Below are 26321 nucleotides of genomic sequence, written 5' to 3'. Positions count from 1 at the left end.
CTTTTTATCAAAGGAAGTGAGTAAATGAATTTAATAGAGATGAAGGATATTACCCATGTCTATGTGACCGAGAGAGAAGCAAAACTCGCCATTGAATCACTTCATTTAGAGATAAATGAGGGCGAGTTCATTAGTCTTGTCGGTCCAAGCGGCTGCGGCAAAACAACGATACTCTCTATGATCGCAGGACTTCTCTTTCCTACAAAAGGAGAAGTCAGGTTATCTGGCGATGTGATCAAGTCCCCCTCCCCCAAGGTTGGATATATGCTGCAGCAGGATTACTTGTATCCCTGGCGGACCATTAGGGAGAATATACTCATTGGTCTTGAAATTACAGGACAGCTTACGAAAGATTCTGCGCAAAAAACAAGCGAGATGCTCGCGAATATGGGCCTCGCAGGGACAGAAAACCTCTACCCTTCGTCCTTATCAGGGGGGATGCGCCAGCGGGTAGCACTTGTGCGAACGTTGGCAACAAGCCCTGACCTGCTCCTGCTGGATGAACCTTTTTCAGCACTAGACTATCAAACGAAACTTCAACTTGAAGATCTGATCTCTGACATACTCCGAGAACAGGGGAAGACGGCGATCCTGGTAACACATGATTTATCTGAAGCGATTGCTGTAAGTGATAAAGTGATTGTACTCGATAAAAATCCGGGGAGAATTCGCAGAACATTCCTGATTCCAGATGAAATTCGAAAGGCGCAGCCTTTTTATGCGCGGGAACAGGCAGGATTTAATGAACTATTTAATGAGATATGGAGAGAACTGGAAGACACAGATGGAAAGGAGGATAACAGATGAAGGAGCAAGAAGGTTTGAATCCATCTCAAGGGCAGGACTGGCTTGGGCAAATTCATGGTCAGTACAATCGCAAACGAAAATCCTTGCGCCGAAAAGTCAGTCTTACCCAGATTGGTATTCTCATTATCATGTTTCTAACGTGGGAAGTCGCTGGAAGAATGAAATGGATTGATGTACTGCTCTTCAGTTATCCTTCTAAAATCTTTGGACAGCTTGGTAAGGATGTAGCCAGCGGTGAAATTTGGAGTCACTTATCCGTTACGGTATTTGAGACGGTGGTTGGGTTTCTGCTTGGAACTATTCTAGGAACGCTCATTGCCATCTTGATCTGGTGGTCCCCTTTCTTGTCCAAGGTTCTTGATCCATACCTCGTTGTATTTAATAGTATGCCTAAAGTAGCCCTCGGGCCCATCTTTATCGTCATGTTTGGGGCTGGTTTTACCGCGATCATCATGACCACCATCTCCATTACCGTCATTATTACAACGCTCGTTGTGTATAACAGCTTTAATGAAGTAGATCCGAATTATGTGAAGGTTGTTCGTACTTTTGGAGCAAACCGCAAGCAAATCTTTCGAAAAGTTATTTTTCCTGCTTCGTTTCCGGCGATTGTCTCTACTTTAAAAGTGAATGTGGGGCTTGCTTGGATCGGGGTTATCGTCGGAGAATTTCTTGTTGCGAAGGAAGGGCTTGGATATCTCATTATTTATGGTTTTCAGGTATTTAACTTTACGCTCGTCATGTCGAGTCTTATCGTCATCGCCGTTGTTGCTACGATGATGTACCAACTTGTAGCCTGGCTTGAACGTAAACTGATGGGAGGCCGTGAATTATAGCACGAATGGAACAAATAATGTAAAAAAGACACGGAAATATGTAGATTTAGCGTCACCCGAATAAGTTACATTGTTCGGCTAACAAAAATCATGTACGATAAATACCTACGATCCGTTTGGGTAATAACAAGGTTGTCTGCATTCGTGTAGAACCTAGATTGCCGATAGAGATAGAGGAGAGATATCATACATGGGGTTTCGCGTTATTAAAACAGCTATTGCAGCTCTTATGGCTGTTCTGATTGCTGATGCGGCGGGCTTGCATAGTCCGACCTCGGCAGGTCTACTCGCTATACTTGGAGTGGACGTAACTCGCAAAAGAAGCCTGAAAACCATTTCGGCACGTTTTTTCGCGTCGGTAGTCGGGCTTCTTTTTGCATCTGTTCTGTTTGCAGTATTGGGATTTCATTACTGGGTGCTGGCAGCATATATACTAACCGCTTTTCCTGCGATTGTACGAGCAGGGTTTAAAGAGGGCATCGTCACCGGCTCTGTTGTTGTATTTCGGGTATTTAACGGAGGGGAGATCAGTTTTGAAGTCATCGGAGTTCAGATTCTGATGCTTATTATTGGTCTGGGTTCGGCTATGGTTGTGAATATGGCTTACATGCCGAAACCGGATAATAAACTATTAAACATAAGACACGACATTGATGCATTATTTTCTGTGATTTTCAAGGAATTTGCTAACACCTTAAAGGATCCTTCTTATGTTTGGGGCGGGAAAGAGATTATTGAAGCAGAAAAAGTGATATCAAGCGGAATTGCAGCTTCTAAAATGTATCTCGAAAATCAGGTTATTCATCCAAACGAAGAATGGACGGTTTATTTTTACATGCGAAAGACGCAGCTAGATTCAATTCAGCATATGATGCATCTGATATCACAAGTATATACAACGATGACACATGCCGAGATGGTAGCAGAATTATTTGATCAGCTAAGCGCCGATGTTCATACCGAGTTCTATACGGGACGTACCGAAAAACTGTTGCAAGAGATGGAAGAACAGTTTCGCGTTATGGACCTTCCAACCACAAGGGAGGAATTTGAAATACGTTCAGCGATTAGACAACTGTGCAGAGAACTTGGATTATATTTAAAAATTGCGAAAAAAGATAAAGCTCCTTTTCCGTGTCAGCAAAAGGAGAATAGCTTTTTATAAATAAATCTTTTATTAATAGAAAAAATAAGTGACTTAATCAATCAACAAATGCCCATGTCCTGCATACATATAAATGGAATGATTGTATGGAGGAGGTTCAAAGATGTCATTAGGTCATAAACAACAATGTAGAGAGATTATAACGAAAGCGATCTGCGGCAAAGGTCGTAAGTTCTCTACCGTAACACATACTGTGACTCCGCCACATAATCCTACCAGTATTTTAGGTGCATGGATTATAAATCACGAGTACGAGGCGGTTGCGGCTGGTGACGGAATTGAAGTGATTGGTACTTACGATATCAATATTTGGTATTCTTATGACCAAAACTCTCAAACCGACGTTGCTAAGGAAACAGTGTCTTATGTAGAGAATGTTCCACTGTCGTACCTTGATCCGAAACACCGTGCTTCTACTGTAGAGGTTTCTGCGGAGTCAACACAGGAGCCGAGCTGCGTAGAAGCAAGTGTATCTTCAAATGGTGAGAGTGTACTTATTCGGGTGGAACGCGAATTCGCCGTCGAACTGATTGCCGAAACTAAAGTCAATGTGCTTGTTAGTCCTCATGGCTGTGGGGACGATGACAAAGATTATGATTTTGGTACAGTCGAAGCAGATTTTGATGAACTTGATCCAGACTCACTGGATGATGAATTGTAATTGCTTTTTCGATCTGTATAGTGCATCATATGCGCCGAACTCTTCGGCGTAGAGGGCGGCAGCCCTCCTTTTTTTATTTTTTTTAGCCTGAAGGAGAAGGGTGGAAGCGGGATGGCAGTAATCCGGAATTTGCCTTTATATGAGCAGATGTCTATCGCAGAACGAACTGCGAGACTAAAACGTTCGGGTCTCGGTTCCGCCCTCTCTATACATAGAGAGCAAGAAAATCATTTTAAAGTATATTATGAAGTGCTAGTTAGTCAGCTGAAGGCATTGCGAGTTCGGAAGGTAGTATACACAGGAATAAAACAAGTGAAAGAGATATCCGTACTAAAAATAGAAGAAACGTCCCGTTATAGAAGAATTGAGCGTGCCGCTGTAAAGGCAGCATATGCACTGAATTTAGTGCACGCAGAGATTGTGCTGGAAGCATCGGAGAAAGGAGCTGTCGTTACGAGTGTCAACGATTATCCTTGGCTCCTAAGTGATGACATTCGTCAGATGTACGAACAGGCTGTAAGGGAAACAGAACTCGCTTTGGAAGCAGAAGTAGAAGCGGGCACTGTACCGGTACTTGGTATGGACCCTGAGTTTTTACTATTACGTGAAGACAGATCTATGGTTCCTGCTTCTCAGTTTTTGGATCGTCAGGGAGAAGCGGGATGTGACTCGATTTCTCGGGAAGGAAGAAGGGTTTATCCTGTAGCCGAACTCCGTCCAAGTCCGAGTGCGGAACCGAGAGAACTCATAACACACCTTATGCATGCGTTTCGTACGGCTTCTTCCCTAATTACTGATCGTTCTTTAATCTGGTGTGCAGGAGGAATGCCTGTAAAAGGGATTCCTCTAGGGGGACACGTACATTTTAGCCGGGTGGTGCTTAGCTTTGAGCTCCTAAGAGCACTCGACAATTATTTAGCGCTGCCTGTTGCTATACTGGAAGATCCGAGAAGTGCCGGAAGAAGGCCTCGTTATGGATACCTGGGAGATTTTCGAGTTCAGCCCTACGGAGGATTTGAATATCGTACGCTGCCGAGCTTTCTAGTCTCTCCCATGATCGCAAAAGGGGTCGTGGCTATGGCAGGACTTATTGCTTCTCAGTACCGGAGACTAAACCTGCGGCCGCTGGATCAGCCAGTGATCCATGCAGCTTTTTATGAAGGGGACCAGGTTTTGCTGCGTTCTGTTATGGAGCCCCTTTTGCAAGAAATGATTCTCCTTCCTGAATACCGCAAATTTCATAAATATATAAGTCCGCTAGTGTCTGCCTTATATGAAGGAAAGACGTGGGATGAAACAAGGGATATCCGGCCTTTGTGGAATATTCCGCTAGAGCCATGACATGCTTAGTCTTTTTGTTATAATAGAGATCTGAACGATAGAAAGCCGTATCTTAGATAAAAGATATGTAAGCTTTACAACGTGTAGCAGGAGTGGATAAATATCATGGCACAATATACGCCGATGATTCAGCAATATTTGAAAGTAAAAGAGCAAGCGCAAGATGCGTTTCTTTTTTTTCGTTTAGGCGATTTTTATGAAATGTTTTTTGAAGATGCAATACTTGCCGCTAAGGAACTAGAGATTACACTTACCGGCCGGGAAGGCGGAGTAGGTGAAAAAATTCCGATGTGCGGAGTGCCTTATCACTCTGCTGATAACTATATTCATCGTTTGATTGAAAAAGGATATAAAGTAGCCATCTGTGAACAGATGGAAGATGCGGCAACAACAAAAGGGATGGTACGCAGGGAAATTGTGCGTGTCATTACGCCGGGAACCGTGATGGAAGGCAAGACGCTTGGCGATAAAAGCAATAACTATATGGTCTGCCTCACACAGAAAAACGGAATGATCGCCATTTCCGCATGTGATCTATCTACGGGCGAACTTTATTTAACATCAGCCCTTTATTCTGAAAAGTGGCTAAAAGATGAAATTGGGATTTATGAACCGTCAGAGATTCTTGGTGACGCAGCCCTTCTCCATACGGTAAAGAGTGAACTGATGACGGGGAATCGTCCTGTTACCTATACGGAATATGAGAAGAATAAAGCTGACTTCGTTATTGAGCAGTTTGGAGAAACGGTATGGGCAAGACTTGGTGAAGAACGTCAGCACTGTCTCGCGACTTTATTCTCGTATCTTCATGAGACGCAAAGACGCTCTCTTGGTCAGCTTACAGAGGTATCGACTTATGAACCTGATAACTATATGATCCTTGATCCTTTTACTAGAAGGAATCTAGAACTTGTAGAAACGGTGCGCGATCGGTCGAAGAAAGGCTCCCTTCTGTCTCTCATTGATAAGACGGAGACCTCCATGGGTGCAAGAATGCTCCGCCGCTGGATCGATAAACCTCTTTTGCAAAAAAACAAAATTGAAGAGCGTCTGGAAGCGGTAGACAAGTTGTATCATCAGTTTATCTTACGTCAGGATATTCGGGAGCAGCTGCAAGAAATCTATGATCTGGAACGCCTAGTCGGACGGATTGCATTTGGGAATGCGAACGGCCGGGATATGAATGCACTAAAAGTATCACTTACAAGGGTTCCTGCTTTGATTGAATTATGTCTGAACTCTCCATCTGAAACATTGCAGAAGATCGCGAGTTCCTTAGATCACTGTTCTGACCTAAAGGAACTGATCGAGGAAGCTATCGTGGAGGAGCCGCCCGTTTCCGTACGGGACGGGGGAATGATTCGTGAAGGGTATCATGAACATCTTGATGAGCTGCGTTATGCGAGTGTGAACGGGAAACGTTGGATTGCTGAACTTGAGGCCAGAGAGCGTGAAGCAACAGGTATTCGCTCTCTTAAGATCGGATACAACAAAGTATTCGGTTATTACATTGAAGTGACCAAATCGAATGTTGCTTCCTTGCCAGAAGGAAGGTATGAGCGGAAGCAGACGCTTGCGAATGCGGAACGTTATATCACTCCGGAGCTGAAAGAGAAGGAGTCACTGATTCTTGAAGCCGAAGAAAAAATGGTAGGACTAGAGTATTCTCTATTCATTGAACTTCGGGATAAGTTGGCAGGTGAAATAAAAAGACTTCAGCGTCTCGCTGAACAAGTCGCAGAGATTGATGTCTATCAATCCCTTGCTACGGTGAGTGCGGAACGAGGTTTTGTAAAGCCTGTTATTACGGATGCATTTAATATGAAGATTAAGCAAGGCAGACACCCTGTCGTAGAATCCGTCATGAGAGATGGATCGTTTATGGCTAATGATACCTTGATGGAACAAGAAGATCCGCGTATTTTGCTAATCACTGGACCTAATATGGCAGGGAAAAGCACCTATATGCGGCAGGTTGCTTTGATTTCAATTTTGGCGCAAATGGGTTCGTTTGTACCTGCTGCGCAGGCAGAAGTTCCGATTATGGACCGGATTTTTACAAGAATTGGCGCAGGTGATGATCTCATTGGAGGTCAAAGTACATTCATGGTTGAAATGGCTGATATTCAGATCATGACAGAAAAAGCAACACCGCGGAGTTTAATTATTATTGATGAGCTTGGCCGGGGTACCTCTACAAGTGAAGGAATGGCCATTGCTCAGTCTGTGATTGAATATGTGCATGATCATATTGGTTGTAAGGCGCTTGTATCGACTCATTTTCATGAGCTGTCTCATCTGGAGGATAGTCTATCTTCTCTTCGCAACTACTCGATGGCAGTTCAGGAGAAAGAAGATGAAGTTCAGTTCCTGCGCAAATTAATTCCGGGGGCTGCGAGCAGCAGTTACGGTATTTATGTAGCTAGACTTGCAGGTCTGCCTGGCTCAATTATCGAGCGAGCAAAGGGTCTCATTCATGAGACGATGGGTACGATGGACAAGCATGATCATGAGAAGAATGCACAGGCAGAGTCTGCTGCTGGCAGAGAACAAAGCGCGGCAACTTCTGAGGATAACACGCATTCTGATCTAAAATCCGAGCTGGATGGACGTAAGACAGATGAATATGTCATGGAATCACCGCTATTCGAGACAGCGGAAGAGAATACGCAAGATACAGAAGTAGTTCAGCTTTCGATTTTTGATGAAGAAGACATGATACCGAAGAAAAAAGCAACCCACTCAGAGGTAGATCCAGCTGTGAAGCAAATCATCAAGAAACTAAAAACAGCGGATTTAATGAATATGACCCCGCTGGAAACAATGCAGTTTGTGAATGACCTGAAAATGAAAGTAAATGATCTATAATTTAAAATATAGTTTGAAATAAAGGGAGGGTTAAAAGGTGGCTAAAATTCATGTCCTGGATGAACATATTGCAAACCAGATTGCTGCAGGTGAGGTTGTAGAAAGACCCGCTTCTGTAGTAAAGGAGCTTGTAGAAAATTCGATCGATGCAGGCAGTACTCGAATTGACGTCTCTGTCTATGAAGGGGGACTTCAAACGATTCGTGTCACGGATAACGGCGGCGGCATAGATCCCGATGATATGGAAACCGCCTTTTACCGTCACGCAACAAGTAAAATCGAGAATGGCAGAGATCTGTTTGAAATTACGAGTTTAGGATTTCGAGGAGAAGCACTTCCGAGTATTGCAGCCGTGTCTAAAGTTCGTCTTGTCAGCTCGAATAAGGACGATGGGCGGGGTAGAGAGATTGTAATTGAAGGCGGTAAATTAATAAGGCATGAAGATATCACCGCTTCTCAAGGTACTGATTTTACGGTAGAAGAACTTTTCTATAATACACCAGCAAGACTGAAATATATGAAGACCATCCAGACAGAGCTCGGTCATATCTCAGATGCGATATACCGTATGGCGTTGTCGCATCCCGATATCGCATTTACCCTAAGACATAATGGGAATATGCTGCTGCAGACGATTGGAAACGGAGACTTAGTTCAGGTGATTGCTGCCATATACGGAACTTCTGCGGCCAAAACCATGCTCCCGGTAAACGGAGAAAACCTGGATTATAAGATTAGCGGATTTGTGAGTCGGCCCGATTTTACGAGAGCCAACCGTAACGGAATATCAACGATTATAAACGGAAGATATATTAGAAACTATGGACTGAACCAAGCGCTTCTTAAGGCGTACCATACACTACTACCTATTAATCGGTTCCCGCTGGCCGTATTACAGCTTGAGATGCATCCGTCGCTAGTTGATGTGAACGTGCATCCAGCTAAGCTCGAAGTGCGATTTAGTAAAGAAGCTGAACTTTACGCTTTTGTAGAGGAGATTGTACATGCTGCTCTGCGGCAGGAAGTGTTAATACCGCAGGTGGTTAAGCAAACGATTGGTAAGCCGGGCAGCACTTCTATTGTGCAGGAACAATTCCATTTTCCAAGAGGAAAGATTGAAGATCGTGCGGAAACCAAGCAGTTCTCTGGTTCTTTTGCGAAGCAGTTACCTTTTTCTGAAGAAAAAGAGTTACCTGCTACTGAAATGAGAGAGAGCGCGGTTCATTATGATGGGCAGGTTCAGGCTAAGGATCAGATACTTCCTTCCAAAGGTTTGAAAGATGATCTTGATGAAGACTACATTCAGCCGGATGGGAAGCAGGAGCGTCTTTCACCCTTTAATTATTCAGAAGCTTCTTCAGAAGTGAGAAATGAGCGTCAACAAGTAAAACAATCTCAGCTCAATAAGTCCTTTAAAGACTATTATCGTGATATCGCTGCATCCAAAAGTAACAAACCAGACGATCCTCATCATCAGTCTTCGGAGAGACCAGAGCTTCCTGAGTTTCCAGAACTATCTCTGATTGGTCAACATCACGGAACGTATTTGATAGCGCAAAATGATAGCGGGCTTTATTTGATCGATCAGCATGCTGCTCATGAGCGAATAAATTATGAGTTTTATTATAAGCAGTTTGGTAATCCAGTAGAGGCATCTCAGGAGCTGCTGCTTCCGATCACCCTTGAGTTTACCCCTTCAGAAACAGAACAGCTGAAAACGAAGCTTCCGTGGTTTGAGAAAGCAGGTGTATATCTGGAGCATTTTGGAGGGCAGACTTTTCGTGTTACTTCCTACCCTTACTGGTTCCCAAAAGGAAGTGAAGAATCAATTATTCTAGAAATGGCAGAATGGGTGTTATCGGAAAGGTCCATTGACTTATCAAAACTGCGGGAAGCATCTTCTATTATGTGTTCATGTAAGGCATCAATTAAGGCAAATCAAAAATTGACTGAAAAAGAAGCCGAGGTCTTGCTTCAAAGACTCGCTGCGTGTAAGCAGCCATACACATGTCCACATGGAAGACCTATAGTCGTTTCCTTTTCAACGTATGATTTAGAAAAAATGTTTAAAAGAGTTATGTAAATTGGAATAAGGAACGGAGAAATTATGTTAATTACAACTGGGGAAACAAAAAATGGGGATCTAGTGAAACGAGCAATGGAGTTGGCAGAAGCCACTGGATCTTTATATGTCCCGCGAAATAAAACGTCTCTAGCCCGGCTTGCAGAAGAGTACAAGGATGATGAGATTGTTGTGGTCGTAAAGGAAGGAGCACGTCTTAACCGCCAAAACGAGCCAGAGCTTTCTTTTCACCCGAGTATGGGGTATGTCAGAGCGAAGCGGATTCTACGGGGGGAAAGTGATCCGATGCTCACGGCAGGTGACATCAAGGAAGGAGATACCGTGCTTGATTGCACAGCCGGATTAGGTACGGATGCCCTGGTTTTTGCTGTAGCTGTTGGAAAAAGCGGTCACGTTATTGCTTGTGAAAGCTCGCATTCCTTATATACCTTATTACTCGAAGGAATGAAGTACTACCGTACAGGCAAGCCTGAGGTAAATGAGGCCTTAAGATCGATTGAACTAAAACATAGTGATCACCTGAGTTTGCTCAAGCAGATGGAAGATAAGAGCGTTGACGTTATTTATTTCGACCCTATGTTTCGTCAGCCGATGCTGGATTCGAGCGGAATAAAGCCGCTTCGTCCATTCGCAAATAGTGCTGCGCTGCAGTTAGAGAGTATAATAGAGGCACGCAGGGTCGCAAGAAAGCGAATCGTAATGAAAGAAAAAGCCGGAAGCGACGAATTTACAAGACTTGGGTTTCGTGAACCCGATCGTTCGAGGTCGAAAATAGTGTACGGAGTGATAGAACTTGACAATGAGCAATAAGCCCAAGCTGCTTGTCCTTGTAGGCCCTACAGCGGTGGGAAAGACAAAAATGAGTATAGAACTGGCCAAAACATTTAATGCCGAGATCATTTCAGGTGATTCTATGCAGGTATATCGGCAGATGGATATCGGAACAGCGAAGATTAAACCAGAAGAAATGAATGGAATTCCCCATCATCTCATTGATATTCATGAGCCTGACTATCCTTATTCGGTAGCAGAATTTCAAGAGAACTGCCGTCACTTGATCGAAGATATTCATGCGAGAGGAAAGTTGCCTTTTATCGTAGGAGGCACAGGACTTTATGTGGAATCCGTCTGTTATAATTTTCAATTCTCGGAAGTGGGCTCTGATGAAGAATTCCGTAAGGAACAATTTGATTATGCGGATGTACACGGACCTGAGAAACTCCATGAAAAATTAAGAGAAATTGATCCGCCGAGTGCCGAAAGATTACACCCTAATGATGTTAGACGTGTGATTAGATCGCTTGAAATTTATCATATGACAGGCATGAGACAATCCGATCAGCTTGCAGCACAAAAAAAGGAATCTCCGTATGATCTATGTATCGTCGGTTTGACAATGGATAGACAAATGCTATATAAACGTATTGAAGACCGTATTGATGAAATGATGGAAGAAGGTTTAGTACAGGAAGTAGCTGCGCTGCTAGACCATGGTGTGGGACCAGGCTGCATTTCTATGCAAGGTCTCGGATACAAAGAGATAGCTTCTTATCTTCGAGGAGAAGTTCCGCTAGAAACCGCAGTAAGTGAACTGAAGAGAGATACGCGTCGCTTCGCCAAACGACAGCTATCCTGGTTCAGACATATGAAAGATATTCATTGGGTGGATATGACGGATACTGCAAATTTTTCTACGAGTTTCGCTATGATACGTGATATAATAGCTGAAAAGCTGAATTTGAAGTAACATCATCTTCAAAACAATCTAATAGAATTATTGGGGGTACGGCTAAATGACCAAGTCCATCAACATCCAGGATACGTTCTTGAATCAAATGCGGAAAGAAAATATTCCAGCAACCATATTTCTAGTCAACGGTTTTCAAATTCGAGGTACGGTAAAGGCATTTGATAATTATACGATAGTTGTCGATAGTGACGGACGCCAACAAATGATCTATAAGCATGCCATATCCACATTTACACCTCAGCGCAACATTTCACTGATGCAAAATGGAAACAATGAAGAATAAAGCATGAAACTTTCTTAAAATGAAATCGTTAATAGTGATAAGGAATTGGCGGAGCAACCTGTAAAGGTTGTTCTTTTACTTCCTGCGGTATTTTTCCATGTTTCTACAAATACTAAAGAAAAAGACATAAGGTAGCATGCATTATGCGTACCGAAAAAGGAGTCAGGGAGGTATCATGTCAAACGATACACTGTCCAGATCCGGCAATCGCAACAATAAGAATAATAAAAAGAAACCAAGCGATAAGAAAGCCGGATCTAAGAAGAAGAAATTTACACGTAAACGCGTAGGTTGGACTTTATTTTTCACCGCAGCTTTTGCCATATTCATTGCACTGGCTGGGTACTTGTTCATCATGGTTAGTGGAGAACGCATTTTAACTGCAAACCTAGATAAGATGACTGTGAACGAAACATCGAAAGTATATGACTCAGAAGGAAATGAGATTAGTGAGCTTTCGATAGAAAACTGGGAACCAGCTAAAGAAGATGAAATTCCTCAGCTCGTAAAAGATGCATTTGTCGCTACAGAGGACCGCAGATTTTATGAACATAATGGTGTAGATCTATGGTCCATTGCCCGTGCGGCGGTAAAAGACGTTATGGCGCGTTCATTAGTTGAAGGGGGCAGTACAATTTCCCAGCAGTTAGCGAAGAACGTATTCTTAACTCGGGATAAAACGTTCTTCCGTAAAGCTACAGAAGTGTCTATTGCTCTCGCGATTGAGCGGAAGTATACCAAAGATGAGATCCTTACCATGTATTTGAATCGTGTGTGGTTTGGATATCAGGAGTATGGAATTAAAGCAGCTTCGCAGTTTTATTTTGGTAAAGATGATCTAGAGAAACTGGAACTATGGGAAATCGCGACACTGGCTGCTATTCCAAAAGGGCCGTCTGCTTATAATCCTTCAGGAAACCCAATCGATTCCAAAGCACGCCGGGGTGTAGTTCTTGATCTGATGTATGAACAAGGATATATCTCGAAGGAAGAGATGGAAGAAGCGAAGGAAGTTGAGTACACATACGAAAGACCAAAAGAAGAACGTAAATATGATTCGTATGTCGACTATGTTCTGAAAGAAGCCGAAGAGGTAACAGGCAAAACTACCGATGATTTGAATATTGGCGGATATCAGATTTATACAGCGATGAGTACGCAGGCTCAGGAAGCGGTCGAAGAAGCTTTCAAAAACGATGATCTGTTTGAAGATAGTCCTGATGATGAGAAAGTTCAAGGATCTATGGTTATTATGGATCATGAGACAGGAAGTATCGTTGCTCTTCAAGGAGGACGCGATTATCAGCGTCAAGGCTTCAACCGAGCAACTAGCAGTTATCGTCAGCCGGGATCGGCATTTAAACCGATTGCATCTTATGCACCAGCCCTTGAGACAGGGAAATTTACGAAAAACTCTAGTTTGAGTAATGAACAGCAATGTTTTGGTAATTACTGTCCGAAGAACTTGCACGGATACTCCAGCACCATTGGAATGGCAGATGCGATTACAAAATCAGAGAATATCCCTGCAGTTTGGTTGCTTAACCAAATTGGTGTAGGTACAGGTTACGACTTTGCTAAAAAACTTGGTATTACGATGACCGAAGATGATCGTAACCTTTCGATGGCGCTCGGCGGTCTGAATAAAGGGACGAATACACTGGAAATGGCTGCAGCCTACAGCGCATTTGCCAATCGCGGTCAATACCAGGAAGGTTATGCAATTACGAAGATCGTAAATAGTGATGGCAAAACAATCTATGAGCATAAAGATGATAAAGAACAAGTGATGAGCGAAGAAACAGCTTATCAGATGACTGAAATGATGCAAGAAGTAGTAAACAGTGGGACAGGTACAAGTGCTAGACTGAGCCGTCCAGTTGCTGGTAAGACAGGTACGACCCAAAGCGGTATTTCTGGAAACAGTGCAAACCGTGATGTATGGTTTGTTGGTTATACACCGGAATATACGGCAGCCGTATGGATGGGGTATGACGAACCAGACTCAGAACACATGCTGAAAAACAGCAGTAAACTTGCTGCTACCTTCTTCAGTACAGTTATGGAAAAGGCACTGGAAGGGGTAGAACGGAAAGAATTCTTTACACCAAAGAATGAAATTCCTGACACTCCAGTGGCTCCACCGGTAGAAGAACCGGAAGTAGATGTATCCGTCAGCGGTCTGAGTGCTTCGTATGATGTTAACCAAAAAGCGGTATCTCTTAGCTGGAAAGGTTCATCGGCAGAGGGTGAGAAGTACCGCGTGTATCGTAAAGAATCTTCAGAAGGTTCATTTACCCGGATCCAGGATGGAATCTCAGAAACAAGTGCAACCGATACGGGAGCATTACCGGGGCTCACTTATGAGTACTATGTAACAGCCATTAACCCAGTGAACGGAGAAGACTCAGCTCCGTCGAATACAGTTACTCTCTTCATTGAAGCAGAAGAGGTAATACCAGAAGAGCCAGAGCAGCCAGAAACCATTCCTGATGAGGAAGATGAAAACACTGGCGAAAACCAGAATGGTAATGATAATGGTGAAAATAACGGAAATGGTAATGGAAATGGCACGGGTAATGGAACTAATGAAGGAAATGGTAATGGTAATGGTAGCGGGAATGGCAGCAGCACCGGTAACGGTAACGCCAACGGCAATAGTGATGGAAATAATGCAGGAAATGAAAGTGGCGGCGGAGAAACGGAAACCCCTGATCGTGGTGATAACAGCGAATCTGGTGGGGGAAATGAAACTACCACTCCAGAGGAAACGGTTCCTCCTGCTAGTGAAACCCCTCCTTCTACTAATGGAGCTACCACTCCTCAAGCCGATACAAATAAACAAGATGGAACTACACCCTAAATAAATCATTTTAATTCAAAAGAAGCCAGCAGGTGATGACACCTGCTGGCTTCTTTCTGTTCTATGGGAAGCGACTTTGAGTGTATATCTTAAATATGGTAAGCTGTAAATACCTTGTAGATCGTTCTTGATTGAGATATGAAATTATATGAATTAAGAACTTGGATGTAGTGAAGGGATCACTTTATCCATAATGAAAGGCATCCTACTATGGATGTGAGTAATGAATGAAGAGGGATGAGGATGAAAAGAAAATTCGGAGATCGAGCCAATTGGCGAAGAATTACCAATCGGCAATTTGCTTGCCGATATGTGGAGAGCGAAGAATTCACAGGATATTTATCCCTTTATACGATTCATGATTTGAAGGAACCGCTGTGGAAGACTTATGGTGGATACACGTTTTGTACTGCAGATAAAGGCTACTCTTGGCTTCAGTATTTTCCCAAAGACGAACATTATGTTGTGACAGCTATGTTTGATGATGAGGATCAAATTGTTGAATGGTACATTGATACATGTCGTAATCAGGGGATTACGGATCAAGGAGTACCTTGGTTTGATGATTTATATCTCGATGTGATTGTCCTCAAAGATGGAGAAATATTTTTGCTGGACGAAGATGAACTGGATGATGCACTGGAGAAAGGCCACATCACAACAGCAGATTATGAATTATCAACGAGAACGGCTCAGTATCTTCTTCAGACGATCGATGCTCATTCCTTTCCTTATTTCAAAATGTCCCTGGAAGATCGGGCGAATTTATTTGAAAATGGTGACTTTAAGGAGTAGACATGAAGATAGAGAAGATAAGAAAGAGACAAAGAATAAAAGATGTTATCTACGCCACGAAAGCTAGAAAGCGATTTTTTAAGATAATCCTCTTGTTGGCTGTTCTCTTTATACTTTGGATCGGGTATACCCAGTGGAGAATTCTTACGCCAAGCGAATCAAATATAAGCGGACAAAAGGTAGATGTCGGAATTGTACTTGGAGCCTCGCTTTGGGGAGATGTACCGAGTCCTGGTTTACAGGAACGATTGGACCATGCGCTGATGTTATATGAAAAAGGGACTTTTACTTATTTCATCGTGAGCGGAGGGCTTGATAGTTCTGAGCATAGATACACGGAAGCTGAAGGGATGCAGCAGTACCTTGTTCGGCTGGGAGTAGATCCTAAATATATTCTTTTAGAGAATGAAGCTACGAGTACTTACGAAAATTTACTATACAGCAAACGTATCATGAATGAACATGGCCTCCGTTCTTCGGTAATTATTACTCATGATTTTCATGGTATGAGATCGCTTGAAATTGCTGCATTCCTTGATTATGATAAACCAATGATTTCACTAGCTGAATCCGTCGTCATGCCATTTTGGCCTAGCCAAATAAGAGAAACGCTTGCTTACTCGAAGTGGAAGATGGATCAGATTGTGCTCTCTTTCTAACAACCTACTTTCGCAAAACTTCTAATAACATCCGCTTCGCTAGAATACCTTAAGTAGAGGAAGTTAAGCCCCTGAAGAGTAGAGGTGAGCGTTTGATGAATGGAAGAGCGATGGCAGCTGGAGGGGGTCAGGAAGGTAGACCTTCCCGGCAGATTAATGTGGTGCTTCGTAATCACACAGATTTGTATAGTGTACAGGGCGGCCCAGCAGCAGAGGCGGATACAACGCAGGCTCAGATCAAGGATAATCCTCAATTCGCCATGTACCAGGATATTCAAAAAGAGTTAGACGAACTTGTGGGACTTGAAAGTATAAAAGATTTTGTGTTCGAAATCTATGCGTTTTTGCAAATTGCACAGATGAGGACCCAAGCTGGCCTTGTGAGCGGCTCTCATGTTTACCACATGGTCTTTAAAGGAAATCCGGGTACAGGTAAAACAACGGTGGCGCGAATCGTTGCGAAACTATTTCAGAAGATGGGGGTTCTCACCAAAGGACATTTGGTTGAGGTAGAACGGGCCGATCTTGTGGGTGAATATATTGGACATACAGCTCAAAAAACGCGAGATCTCGTGAAAAAATCGCTCGGTGGTATCTTATTTATTGATGAAGCCTATAGTCTGGCTCGCGGTGGAGAGAAAGATTTTGGTAAAGAAGCAATTGATACATTAGTAAAGGCAATGGAAGATCACAAAAATCAATTTATCCTCATCCTGGCCGGATACTCAGAGGAAATCGATTTTTTTATGCAAACCAATCCTGGTTTGCCTTCTCGTTTTCCCATTCAGATTGAGTTTCCTGACTACTCCCTTGATCAATTGATCCAAATATCAGAACTTATGGCGAAAGAACGGGATTATATTTTAATGCCGCAGTCCATACTCAAATTAAAACAACATTTGCTAGAAGAAAAGAATGATACCTCTCAAGCATTCAGTAACGCAAGATATGTTCGGAATATTATTGAAAAGTCGATTCGTCATCAGGCGGTCCGGCTGCTAAATCAATATTCGTCGGGAAGCCCGGGAAAGCTTGAGCTGATGACGATACGAACAGAGGATTTAAAACTTGAGACAAAATAAATAAAAAGACAATAATACAAGCAAACGATATGAATAATAAGGAGCAAACATGATGGCAAACTCCACGCACGAAACAAATATGGATATTAAAGATAAAGCAATTTTGGTTAGTCTTGTGACAGATCAAGTAAAAAAAAGCGGGATTAATCCAGAGTATTCTCTGGAGGAACTTGTTAAACTGGCTGAGACAGCAGGGGTTGAAGTACTTAGCGTAATTTCGCAGAACAAGGAAAAAGCGGATACCAAATGGTTTATCGGAAAAGGAAAAGTGGAAGAACTTAGACTCGTTGCGGATGAGCTCGGGGCGACTACAGCTATTTTTGATCAGGATCTCTCGGGTGCTCAAGTAAGGAACCTGGAAGCAAGCCTTGATCTCAAGATCATTGACCGTACTCAGCTCATCCTTGATATTTTTGCTCAAAGGGCAAATACAAGAGAAGGTATTATCCAAGTTGAACTCGCACAGCACTCTTATTTACTTCCGCGCTTGTCCGGTCATGGCAAGAATTTATCACGTCTAGGCGGCGGAATCGGTACCCGTGGACCGGGGGAAAGTAAGCTTGAAACAGATCGTAGACATATTCGTAATCGAATCAGCGATTTGAAACGTCAACTGGAAGAAGTGACGCGTCATCGTAAACTGTACAGAGAGCGCCGCAAAAAGAGCGGAGTGATTCAGGTTGCTCTTGTTGGTTATACGAACGCGGGAAAATCAACCCTGCTCAAACAACTGACGGCAGCGGATGTGTATATTGAGAATCAATTGTTCGCAACACTAGATCCTACTTCTCGTACGATGGAACTTCCAAGCGGCAAGGAGATTGTTCTAACGGATACGGTTGGGTTTATTCAAAATTTACCGCATGATTTAGTCGCTGCATTCCGCGCTACTCTCGAAGAAGTGAATGAAGCAGATCTTATTCTTCATGTAGTGGATGCATCATCCGAGATGAGAGAAGATCAGATGAAAGTCGTTCACAAGATCCTTGAGGAGCTAGGAGCGGCGGATAAACCGCAGATTGTTCTATTTAATAAAAAAGATGCATGTACACCAGAACAGCTTCAAATGTTGCCATCAGGTAAAGGGTATAAGAAGATCAGTGCCTTTGATGAAGCGGATTTACTCAGCATTCGCGAGATGATTCAAGAGGAACTGGCAGGAGATACGGTGAAGTTCCGCATACCTGCAGAAAGAGGAGATATTACTTCTGTTATTTACCGTGTGGGTGATGTAATTAATACTGAATATGATGAAAGTGATGTTATATATGAAGTACAGGTTCAGCAAGGGGAATATGAGAAGCACGGATATTTGCTGAAAGATTTTATTGAAGTTTAATCATTTGACGTGATTTTACCGGATAACGATATAACAACTAAAGTGCATATCATGTCAGATTTGTACGCATGAGGAGAGAAGAAGAACATGAAGGCCGTTTTTTCAGAAGAAATTGTTCGCTTAGGGCAAGAGATTGAAGAGAAGATTGAAGGTAGACTCAGAGAAGTCGACCGGATCATCGACAAGAATCAGTGGAAAGTCATTGAAGCTTTTCAGAAGAAGCAAGTAAGTGATTATCATTTTGCAGGTTCCACTGGGTATGCTTATAATGATCGCGGTCGTGAAGTGCTGGATGAAGTATATGCTGAAGTTTTCGGGGCAGAAGCAGCATTAGTGCGGCCGCATTTTGCCTCGGGGACACATACTATTGCTACAGCGCTTTATGGAGTGCTTCGTCCAGGAGATGAACTGCTATATATTACAGGAACACCGTATGATACGTTACATAAAGTCATAGGAAAAGCTGGGGATGGCACAGGTTCATTACATGATTTTGGAATTACGTATCAGGAGACTGCACTTACTGCTGAGGGTCTGATTGATTGGAGTGCGGTGGAAGCAGCCATAGGTGAACGTACAAAAGTGATCGGTATTCAGCGTTCCAGGGGATATGACTGGAGATCATCTTTTACGGTGGCGCAGATCGAAGAGATGGTTCAAAAAGTGAAGGCGTTAAAAGAAGATGTCATTGTTTTTGTGGACAATTGTTATGGAGAATTTACGGAAGAGAAGGAACCTACAGAAGTAGGCGCTGATCTAATTGCCGGTTCTCTTATTAAAAATCCGGGCGGTGGTATTGCCGAAACCGGTGGCTATATTTGCGGAAAAGAAAAGTATGTTCAGCTTGCTGCTTACCGGCTCACGGCACCAGGAATCGGCGGCGAAGTTGGAGCCATGCTTGGGACGACAAGAGGGATTTACCAAGGTTTGTATCTAGCTCCATCCACTGTTGGACAAGCAATCAAGGGAAGTATATTTGCTGCGGCAATGTTTGAAGCGGTTGGCTTTGTCACGAAACCGGCATGGCATGAGATGCGAACCGATCTCATTCAGGCTGTTTCTTTTGACGGCCCAGACCATCTCATTGCTTTTGTACAAGGAATTCAGAAAGCTTCGGCAATTGATAGTCATGTGGTACCAGAGCCTTGGGACATGCCGGGTTATGAGCATCCAGTAATCATGGCAGCAGGAACTTTTATTCAAGGTGGAAGCCTTGAACTATCAGCAGATGCACCGATCAGAGAACCTTACATAGGATATATGCAAGGCGGTCTTACTTACTCCCATGTGAAATATGGCGTTCTTATGGCACTGCAAACAATGAAAGACCGTAATTTACTGTGAGTTTTCCTTACATATCATTGACACTTCATATCATATAAATGTACAATGATGGTATATAGAATACTTGGAAGGTAGATGAACGACATGGGTGATGAAATCCGCAGAAATATGGCCTTATTTCCTATTGGAATCGTTATGAAACTTACGGATCTTTCTGCAAGGCAAATTCGCTATTATGAGCAGCATAATTTAATCGTCCCAGCGCGTACATCAGGAAATCAGCGTCTTTTCTCTTTTAATGATGTAGAACGATTGCTTGAGATTAAAGCTTTAATTGAAAAAGGGGTCAATATTGCGGGGATTAAGCAAGTAATGAACCCGGTAACAAAAGAATCAGAGGAAGCAACGGTTATTACTCCTGACACCGAAGTGAAACGAAGAGAGCTGTCGGATTCTCAGCTGCACCGGATGCTCAAGCAACAGCTGGTTGCTGGTAAACGTCCAGGTCAGGTTTCCTTAATTCAAGGTGAGTTGTCACGCTTCTTTAACAAAAAGTAAGTTTCTTAAGCCGAAACTTAGGTGATAAGTTGAAATAGGACTCCAGGTTCACTTTCTTGACATGTGGAAGTGCGCCTGTGACAATGAATGGGGAACCAACATTTTCTAAAGCAATAACAATCGTGATATTACTTTAGAAAACGGATCGGCTGTCCTGCATGCACTCATTGAAGCTGATACTTATATGAAGAAAAGGGAGAGGATTTTGTGAGTTTTACTAAAGAGGACATTATTCGTATTGCAAAAGAAGAAAATGTACGCTTTATCCGATTGCAATTTACTGACCTGCTCGGTACGATCAAGAACGTTGAAATTCCAGTAAGCCAGTTACAAAAAGCATTGGATAATAAAATGATGTTTGATGGATCTTCCATTGAAGGTTATGTTCGTATCGAAGAATCAGATATGTACTTGTACCCGGATCTAGACACTTGGGTCGTATTCCCATGGGTTGCTGAGAACCGTGTTGCACGTCTTATCTGTGATGTATATATGCCAGATGGTACTCCTTTTGCAGGAGATCCGCGTGGTATTTTAAAACGTGTACTTAAAGAAGCAGAAGAAATGGGCTATACTTCCATGAACGTGGGACCTGAACCTGAATTCTTCTTATTCCGTACGGATGCGAATGGTAATCCGACAACGGAACTCAATGACCAAGGTGGTTATTTTGACCTGGCTCCAATGGATCTTGGTGAAAACTGCCGTCGTGAGATCGTACTTACTTTGGAAGAGATGGGCTTTGAAGTTGAAGCTTCTCACCATGAAGTGGCTCCAGGACAACATGAGATCGACTTCAAATATGAAGAAGCTGTCAAAGCAGCGGATGAGATTCAAACGTTTAAACTCGTAGTAAAAACGATTGCTCGTCAGCACGGTCTGCATGCAACCTTTATGCCGAAACCTCTATTTGGTATGAACGGATCAGGGATGCACTGCCACCAGTCCTTATTTAAAGGTAATGTAAATACATTCTATGATGAGTCTGATGAACTCGGTCTCAGTAAAGAAGCCCGCCATTACATGGCAGGTATCCTGAAACATGCTCGCGCAATGGCAGCGATCACGAATCCAACGGTGAACTCTTACAAACGTTTGGTTCCTGGATATGAAGCACCTTGTTACGTAGCATGGTCAGCAAGTAACCGCAGCCCGATGATTCGTATTCCAGCATCACGTGGTCTGAGTACTCGTGTTGAGGTTCGTAACCCGGATCCAGCAGCAAATCCTTACCTTGCACTTGCAGTGATGCTGAAAGCAGGTCTTGACGGTATCAAACGTGAATTGTCATTGCCGGCTCCAATTGACCGTAATATCTATATCATGTCAGAAGAAGAGCGCATTGAAGAAGGTATCCCTTCCTTGCCAGCTGACCTGAAAGAAGCATTGCATGAACTGATCCGCAGTGAAGTGATTACCGATGCTCTCGGCGAACACGCACTTGCTCATTTCTATGAATTGAAAGAAATTGAGTGGGATATGTACAGAACTCAAGTACATCAATGGGAACGCGATCAATATTTGACGCTGTACTAGAATGGAAAACCCTTGGCGCTCTAAGCGTTGAGGGTTTTTTGTTGGTATTGGTAACAGATTTTATTTTTCTTTAACCCTCGAAATTGTCTCTGAAGTTTGAATTATCTTCATGATTTTTCAACCGAAAATGATCAATCTTTTCGAAAATATAGGCATCCCGTTTAATTGTAGAGCAAACTTTTATATAATTACTGAGTTTGTTTCATTGAATGACTTTGTAAGTGAATTAAACAGACTTATAATGGGATCCGAATGAAGGACTTTCCATACATAGACACAGAACAGATCAATTCAAATCTAAAGGGGAATGAAATGGCGATTTTACGAGACACATTTAGCGATGGTACTTATGTTGAATTCTCTTTTGTTAAGTGTATTCCAGGTAAATTTGAAGGTTGCCAAATTAATTTTAAGCATTATAAAAATCATAAAAAAATACATGATTTCGTTTTTGGTTGGACGAATCTCACCATTGAAAATTACATTGAAGTGACATCGGGTTTTCCGCTGGATATGTTAAATGACTTTATACTAAATAATTTATATTCATCTTTTGAGAATCACCTTTATGGATTGGAGTGGAAAAAGCGGAAAGAGAAAGATACATATCGATTAAGATTATATGATTCCAAAAAAGACTGCCAACTGAATGTGATAGATACTGAAGTAAGAAAATTTGGAAATGAAGTAAGGATTGAATGGGAAGGACATATCAATGTAAGGTAAGTTGATCCTAATGATTAGTAGTGGAGTAAAATGTGAAAAGCAGAGATCTGAGTTATAAGATCTCTGCTTTAAAAATATAAGTGCAAATTAAATTATTTTTATTTTTATTTTTTTAAAATTAATGAAAATCACGGAATAGGCCAATAACTTTACCTAGTATGGTTACTTTCGTAAGCCGGAGAGGTTCATATGTAGGATTCTCAGGCTGAAGACGAACATGATCTTTTTCTTTATAGAAAGTTTTCACTGTAGCTTCATCATCTTCCGTCATAGCTACGACGATTTCTCCATTGTTAGCCGTTTGTTGCTGACGCACAATGACATAATCCCCATTGACAATACCAGCTTCGATCATACTATCGCCTACTACATTCAACATAAATACCTTCTCTTCTCCAACATATTGCATAGGTAGAGGGAAATAGTCTTCAATATTCTCTGTTGCAGTAATAGGAATACCTGCGGTTACTTTACCAACGACGGGAACTCTGACAACCGTCTGCGCAAATTGGCTTGTCTCATCTAACTCATCGTGACTCAAAAGCTCGATTGCACGAGGTTTTGTAGGGTCTCTTCGAATTAAACCTTTCTTCTCCAAACGATCCAAGTGTCCGTGAACAGTGGAGCTGGACGCGAGTCCGACAGCTTCACCAATCTCTCTTACGGACGGTGGATATCCTTTTAATCGAACTTCATTTCGTATAAACTCCAAGATTGCTAATTGCCTGCTGGACACCTTCGACATACCGTATCAACTCCACTTAATAACGTTTGGGAAAATTATAGCATAGAACCTCCGTTCGTACAAACGTTAGTTCTAAAATGGGACGAACAATTGTTCTAAAAAGTTATTGTACAAAACACACGTTCGTGTTATAGTGATCAATATAGAAATGAGAACAAATGTTTGGAGGACGGTATATATGCTAAAATACAGTACATACAACAGTATCTATAGTAATACTGAAGGAGTTAAGGATCATACTCTGCTTGGTAAGTTATTTCATCAATTGATTTATAATAATAGACGTTTTTTGGTTCACCTGGTCATTATTCTTAGTGTTGCTTTTTTATGTCTAACTGGGTTTATGACGGTGCTTACCAATGCAAGTAAAATTGTTTCCTATCAAGAGTTTGTTGTATCCACAGGAGATTCTTTATGGTCGATTGCTTTGGATCATAAACCGCATCACATGGATACTAGGGAATATGTAGAACGAATCAAACAGCTGAATGTGATGGAAACGAGTGATATTCAAACAGGGCAAGTATTAAGTTTACCTCATGTAGAGTAAGGGAAGATGCTTTTTATATTTTGAATTTTATCTGTTAATTAATGAACTTCTACTTTCATTTACAGTTCATTGATGCTGTCTATATCGTTTTTTAATGGATGACCGGCAAGGGCGCAATTCACAATTGTGTCCTTTTTTTGTTGTTTACATAAGGAGGTCTGGCCATACAGGTATATACCTTGACAACCCTTTATTTACATGGCAAAGTTAAGTAGATTGTGCTTTTTTTAAGGGAGCAATTTAGATGAAGGAAGAGAATTTCCGTTATGCTAAAACTAATATTATTCCCGTGAAAAAAGTATAGGTTTAATCATAGTTATGAGTGGAGAGTTAGTATATAACTACCATGATATAATAACTGCATTGTACAGATTTTAAAGGGGGATTTACATGGCAAGTTCATTTGAAAGAGCAGTCAAAAGGAATCAACAAAAAGTAAATAAGAATCGCAAAAAAAAGGGACAACCTGTCCTTGGCTCCGGAATGGAAAATGAAGATATTTTCAAAGGAAGAGCGTTTATCTTTCCTTTCGTACTAGTCGTACTTGCTTTTATGTTTCTAACACTCAGTGGTGTTACAAAAGACGGTGTGTCTGGTTTCGATTGGTTTGTATTTATACTTTATATTGGACTAGCACTAATGTATTTCTTACGTCGTCCTTATCTTAAAGTAGGTAAGAAACGGATTAAGACCATTAAGCTGAGCAGAGAACGTTCACTTGGTGCAGAAGACATCAAACGCATTGTGGTAGATAAAGGTTCGATTATTATTGAACACAACGCTAAAGGCAGTAACTGGGCTTTCAGTCGTTTGCTTAATTTGTATGATACTGACGCAATGGGCGAAAGACTCATTACCTTTGCACAGACACATCAGATTCCAGTAGAGGATAAGAAAGCTCTTAAAGAAGCTAAATAAATCGATATACTCAAGGGGAGAGAACAAGATGTCAATTAAAGCAGTGATGTTCGACTTGGATGATACCCTGCTATGGGATGAAAAAAGTGTAGAAGAAGCTTTCTACGAAACATGTCTCTATGCCTCAAAAAAATGCGGTGTAGATCCTCATGAACTTGAAGTATCGGTAAGAAACGAAGCTAGAAAGCTATATGAATCTTATGAAACATATCCATTTACGAAAATGATTGGCATCAATCCCTTTGAGGGACTATGGGCGAATTTTAATGCTGGGGAACAGCCAGAATTCAGAAAGCTCGAACAATTAGTACCCGGATATCGTAAAGATGCTTGGACGAACGGTCTTGCGGCACTTGGTGTGAATGATAGCGAACTAGGTGCGGAGTTAGCTGATAAATTTGGTAAAGAGAGAAGATCTCGTCCTTATATGTATGATGAGACTCTCGAAGTTCTCACCGAACTGAAAGGTAAAGTGAAGCTGCTGCTTCTCACCAATGGATGTCCTTCTTTACAGCAAGAGAAGCTCGATGGTGTTCCTAATTTGGTACCTTATTTTGATCACATCGTTATTTCTGGGAAGTTTGGTAAAGGTAAGCCGGATGCTTCAATATTCCATCATGCCTTATCACAGCTTGATGTGTCTGCTGAGGAAGCGTTAATGGTCGGGGACAAGCTGACTACGGATATTAAGGGTGCGCTTTCCGCAGGAATTAAAGCAGTATGGATTAACCGTAATGAAAAAACAAACGACCAATCCTTTAACCCCGATGTTGAAATTAAACATCTTACTGAAATTTACGAACTATTATCATAAAAGAACAAATTCAGATTTTACTTCCATGAACCGCTTGGCTGTTTGATTAAAACAGAGGCGGTTTTCTTTTATCTACATATAAATCGAAGAGAGGATTTATAAAAATGAGACGATTCATTGTACTACTATGTTCTACGATGATCTTCCTTATGTTATTAAGCGGATGCCAAAAGGAAGAAAACGAATTTACGGAAATGGAATTGCCTAAGCCCATAAACGTAGAACTCGTTGTTCCTGAAGTGGAAGCAGTAACGGTCGCTGACCTTGTACAATTGGAAGCCATTGTTACTCAGCAAGATGAATACATAGATGATGCGGATGATGTAACATTTGAAATTTCTTTAGAAGGCAGTATGGGACTAGAAGTGGCGGCGACATACGAAGGGGAGGGAAAGTATACTGCAGTTTATCAGTTTCCGGTTGAAGGAATATATAAAGTTACTTCTCATGTAACAGCGAGAGGGATGCATTCCATGCCATCGAAACAAGTAGAAGTTACTGAAAAATAGCCATAAAAAAACCACCCTAGGATGAACTGCACCCCAAATGTTAGACATCAACTAACATTGGAGGTGCAGTTTTTATATGGCTAAGTTTAGTTCAGATGAAAAATTACAAGCAGTTATGCGCTATCAAAATGGATCGGAAGGTATAAAAT

The 26321-nt window shown here is 42.0% G+C and carries 24 protein-coding genes; 23 read left to right on the top strand and 1 reads right to left on the bottom strand.

Annotation, left to right across the window (positions count from 1 at the left end; translation table 11 throughout):
- The first annotated feature begins 24 nt into the window (after nt 1-24).
- The 19 genes from KJS58_RS00120 (at nt 25) to KJS58_RS00030 (ending at nt 22636) form a co-directional block, all read left to right on the top strand.
- Nucleotides 25-807 carry an ABC transporter ATP-binding protein gene (locus tag KJS58_RS00120; RefSeq protein WP_213529434.1) on the top strand — a complete coding sequence of 261 codons (783 nt, stop codon included), beginning with the start codon at nt 25-27 and terminating at the stop codon, nt 805-807.
- Nucleotides 804-1643, top strand: coding sequence for an ABC transporter permease (locus KJS58_RS00115; RefSeq protein WP_213529433.1), 840 nt, complete (start codon nt 804-806; stop codon nt 1641-1643). Before KJS58_RS00120 ends, KJS58_RS00115 begins: the two co-directional genes overlap by 4 nt.
- A 190-nt stretch (nt 1644-1833) precedes the next feature.
- Nucleotides 1834-2808: an aromatic acid exporter family protein gene (locus KJS58_RS00110; RefSeq protein ID WP_213529432.1), complete on the top strand. Its 975-nt coding sequence runs from the start codon at nt 1834-1836 to the stop codon at nt 2806-2808.
- A gap of 103 nt (nt 2809-2911) precedes the next feature.
- A complete protein-coding gene (locus tag KJS58_RS00105) occupies nt 2912-3469 on the top strand; it encodes an outer spore coat protein CotE (protein WP_191799335.1) in 558 nt (185 codons plus the stop codon).
- Between the two features lie 111 nt (nt 3470-3580).
- Nucleotides 3581-4810 carry a putative amidoligase domain-containing protein gene (locus KJS58_RS00100; protein WP_213529431.1) on the top strand — a complete coding sequence of 410 codons (1230 nt, stop codon included), beginning with the start codon at nt 3581-3583 and terminating at the stop codon, nt 4808-4810.
- Nucleotides 4811-4915: 105 nt separating this feature from the next.
- Nucleotides 4916-7678 (top strand): DNA mismatch repair protein MutS, encoded by a 2763-nt coding sequence (gene mutS, locus KJS58_RS00095; protein ID WP_213529430.1) that lies wholly within the window; start codon nt 4916-4918, stop codon nt 7676-7678.
- Nucleotides 7679-7715: 37 nt separating this feature from the next.
- A complete protein-coding gene (mutL, locus tag KJS58_RS00090) occupies nt 7716-9761 on the top strand; it encodes a DNA mismatch repair endonuclease MutL (protein ID WP_213529429.1) in 2046 nt (681 codons plus the stop codon).
- Nucleotides 9762-9785: 24 nt separating this feature from the next.
- Nucleotides 9786-10571 (top strand): class I SAM-dependent methyltransferase, encoded by a 786-nt coding sequence (locus KJS58_RS00085; protein WP_213529428.1) that lies wholly within the window; start codon nt 9786-9788, stop codon nt 10569-10571.
- Nucleotides 10555-11508, top strand: a complete 954-nt coding sequence (miaA, locus tag KJS58_RS00080) for a tRNA (adenosine(37)-N6)-dimethylallyltransferase MiaA (RefSeq protein ID WP_213529426.1) — start codon at nt 10555-10557, stop codon at nt 11506-11508. Before KJS58_RS00085 ends, miaA begins: the two co-directional genes overlap by 17 nt.
- A gap of 46 nt (nt 11509-11554) precedes the next feature.
- A complete protein-coding gene (hfq, locus tag KJS58_RS00075) occupies nt 11555-11794 on the top strand; it encodes an RNA chaperone Hfq (RefSeq protein WP_160031946.1) in 240 nt (79 codons plus the stop codon).
- A gap of 175 nt (nt 11795-11969) precedes the next feature.
- A complete protein-coding gene (locus KJS58_RS00070; RefSeq protein WP_213529425.1) occupies nt 11970-14657 on the top strand; it encodes a penicillin-binding protein 1A in 2688 nt (895 codons plus the stop codon).
- A 243-nt stretch (nt 14658-14900) separates the two neighbouring features.
- The gene (locus KJS58_RS00065) at nt 14901-15452 is read left to right on the top strand and encodes a ribonuclease FAU-1 family protein (RefSeq protein WP_213529423.1); all 552 of its coding nucleotides are present in this window, start codon (nt 14901-14903) and stop codon (nt 15450-15452) included.
- Nucleotides 15453-15547: 95 nt separating this feature from the next.
- Nucleotides 15548-16111 (top strand): YdcF family protein, encoded by a 564-nt coding sequence (locus KJS58_RS00060; protein WP_249716816.1) that lies wholly within the window; start codon nt 15548-15550, stop codon nt 16109-16111.
- A 95-nt stretch (nt 16112-16206) separates the two neighbouring features.
- Nucleotides 16207-17193, top strand: coding sequence for an AAA family ATPase (locus KJS58_RS00055; protein ID WP_213529419.1), 987 nt, complete (start codon nt 16207-16209; stop codon nt 17191-17193).
- 52 nt (nt 17194-17245) lie between these two features.
- A complete protein-coding gene (hflX, locus tag KJS58_RS00050) occupies nt 17246-18532 on the top strand; it encodes a GTPase HflX (RefSeq protein WP_213529417.1) in 1287 nt (428 codons plus the stop codon).
- An 87-nt stretch (nt 18533-18619) separates the two neighbouring features.
- Entirely contained in the window at nt 18620-19876 is a 1257-nt protein-coding gene (locus KJS58_RS00045; protein ID WP_213529415.1) for a methionine gamma-lyase family protein, read from the top strand.
- Between the two features lie 84 nt (nt 19877-19960).
- A complete protein-coding gene (locus KJS58_RS00040; RefSeq protein ID WP_160032050.1) occupies nt 19961-20374 on the top strand; it encodes a MerR family transcriptional regulator in 414 nt (137 codons plus the stop codon).
- 207 nt (nt 20375-20581) lie between these two features.
- Nucleotides 20582-21910: a type I glutamate--ammonia ligase gene (gene glnA / locus KJS58_RS00035; RefSeq protein WP_213529413.1), complete on the top strand. Its 1329-nt coding sequence runs from the start codon at nt 20582-20584 to the stop codon at nt 21908-21910.
- Nucleotides 21911-22222: 312 nt separating this feature from the next.
- On the top strand, nt 22223-22636 hold the full coding sequence (locus KJS58_RS00030; protein ID WP_213529411.1) for a hypothetical protein: 414 nt from the start codon (nt 22223-22225) through the stop codon (nt 22634-22636).
- 118 nt (nt 22637-22754) lie between these two features.
- On the opposite strand, the gene lexA is transcribed toward KJS58_RS00030, so the two are convergent.
- On the bottom strand, nt 22755-23381 hold the full coding sequence (gene lexA, locus KJS58_RS00025) for a transcriptional repressor LexA (RefSeq protein ID WP_160031939.1): 627 nt from the start codon (nt 23379-23381) through the stop codon (nt 22755-22757).
- A 178-nt stretch (nt 23382-23559) separates the two neighbouring features.
- Here lexA and yneA point away from each other — a divergent pair, with 178 nt between their 5' ends.
- The 4 genes from yneA (at nt 23560) to KJS58_RS00005 (ending at nt 26172) form a co-directional block, all read left to right on the top strand.
- A complete protein-coding gene (yneA, locus tag KJS58_RS00020) occupies nt 23560-23931 on the top strand; it encodes a cell division suppressor protein YneA (protein ID WP_213529409.1) in 372 nt (123 codons plus the stop codon).
- A gap of 390 nt (nt 23932-24321) precedes the next feature.
- Nucleotides 24322-24849: a methyltransferase gene (locus tag KJS58_RS00015; protein WP_213529407.1), complete on the top strand. Its 528-nt coding sequence runs from the start codon at nt 24322-24324 to the stop codon at nt 24847-24849.
- A 28-nt stretch (nt 24850-24877) separates the two neighbouring features.
- Nucleotides 24878-25663, top strand: coding sequence for an HAD family hydrolase (locus tag KJS58_RS00010; protein WP_213529405.1), 786 nt, complete (start codon nt 24878-24880; stop codon nt 25661-25663).
- Between the two features lie 104 nt (nt 25664-25767).
- Nucleotides 25768-26172 (top strand): FixH family protein, encoded by a 405-nt coding sequence (locus tag KJS58_RS00005; protein WP_213529403.1) that lies wholly within the window; start codon nt 25768-25770, stop codon nt 26170-26172.
- Nucleotides 26173-26321: the final 149 nt, after the last annotated feature.

Source organism: Paenibacillus sp. J45TS6 (genome assembly GCF_018403285.1).
In the GTDB taxonomy this organism is placed as follows: domain Bacteria; phylum Bacillota; class Bacilli; order Paenibacillales; family Paenibacillaceae; genus Paenibacillus.
This window is presented reverse-complemented; position numbering and strand designations above follow the sequence as displayed.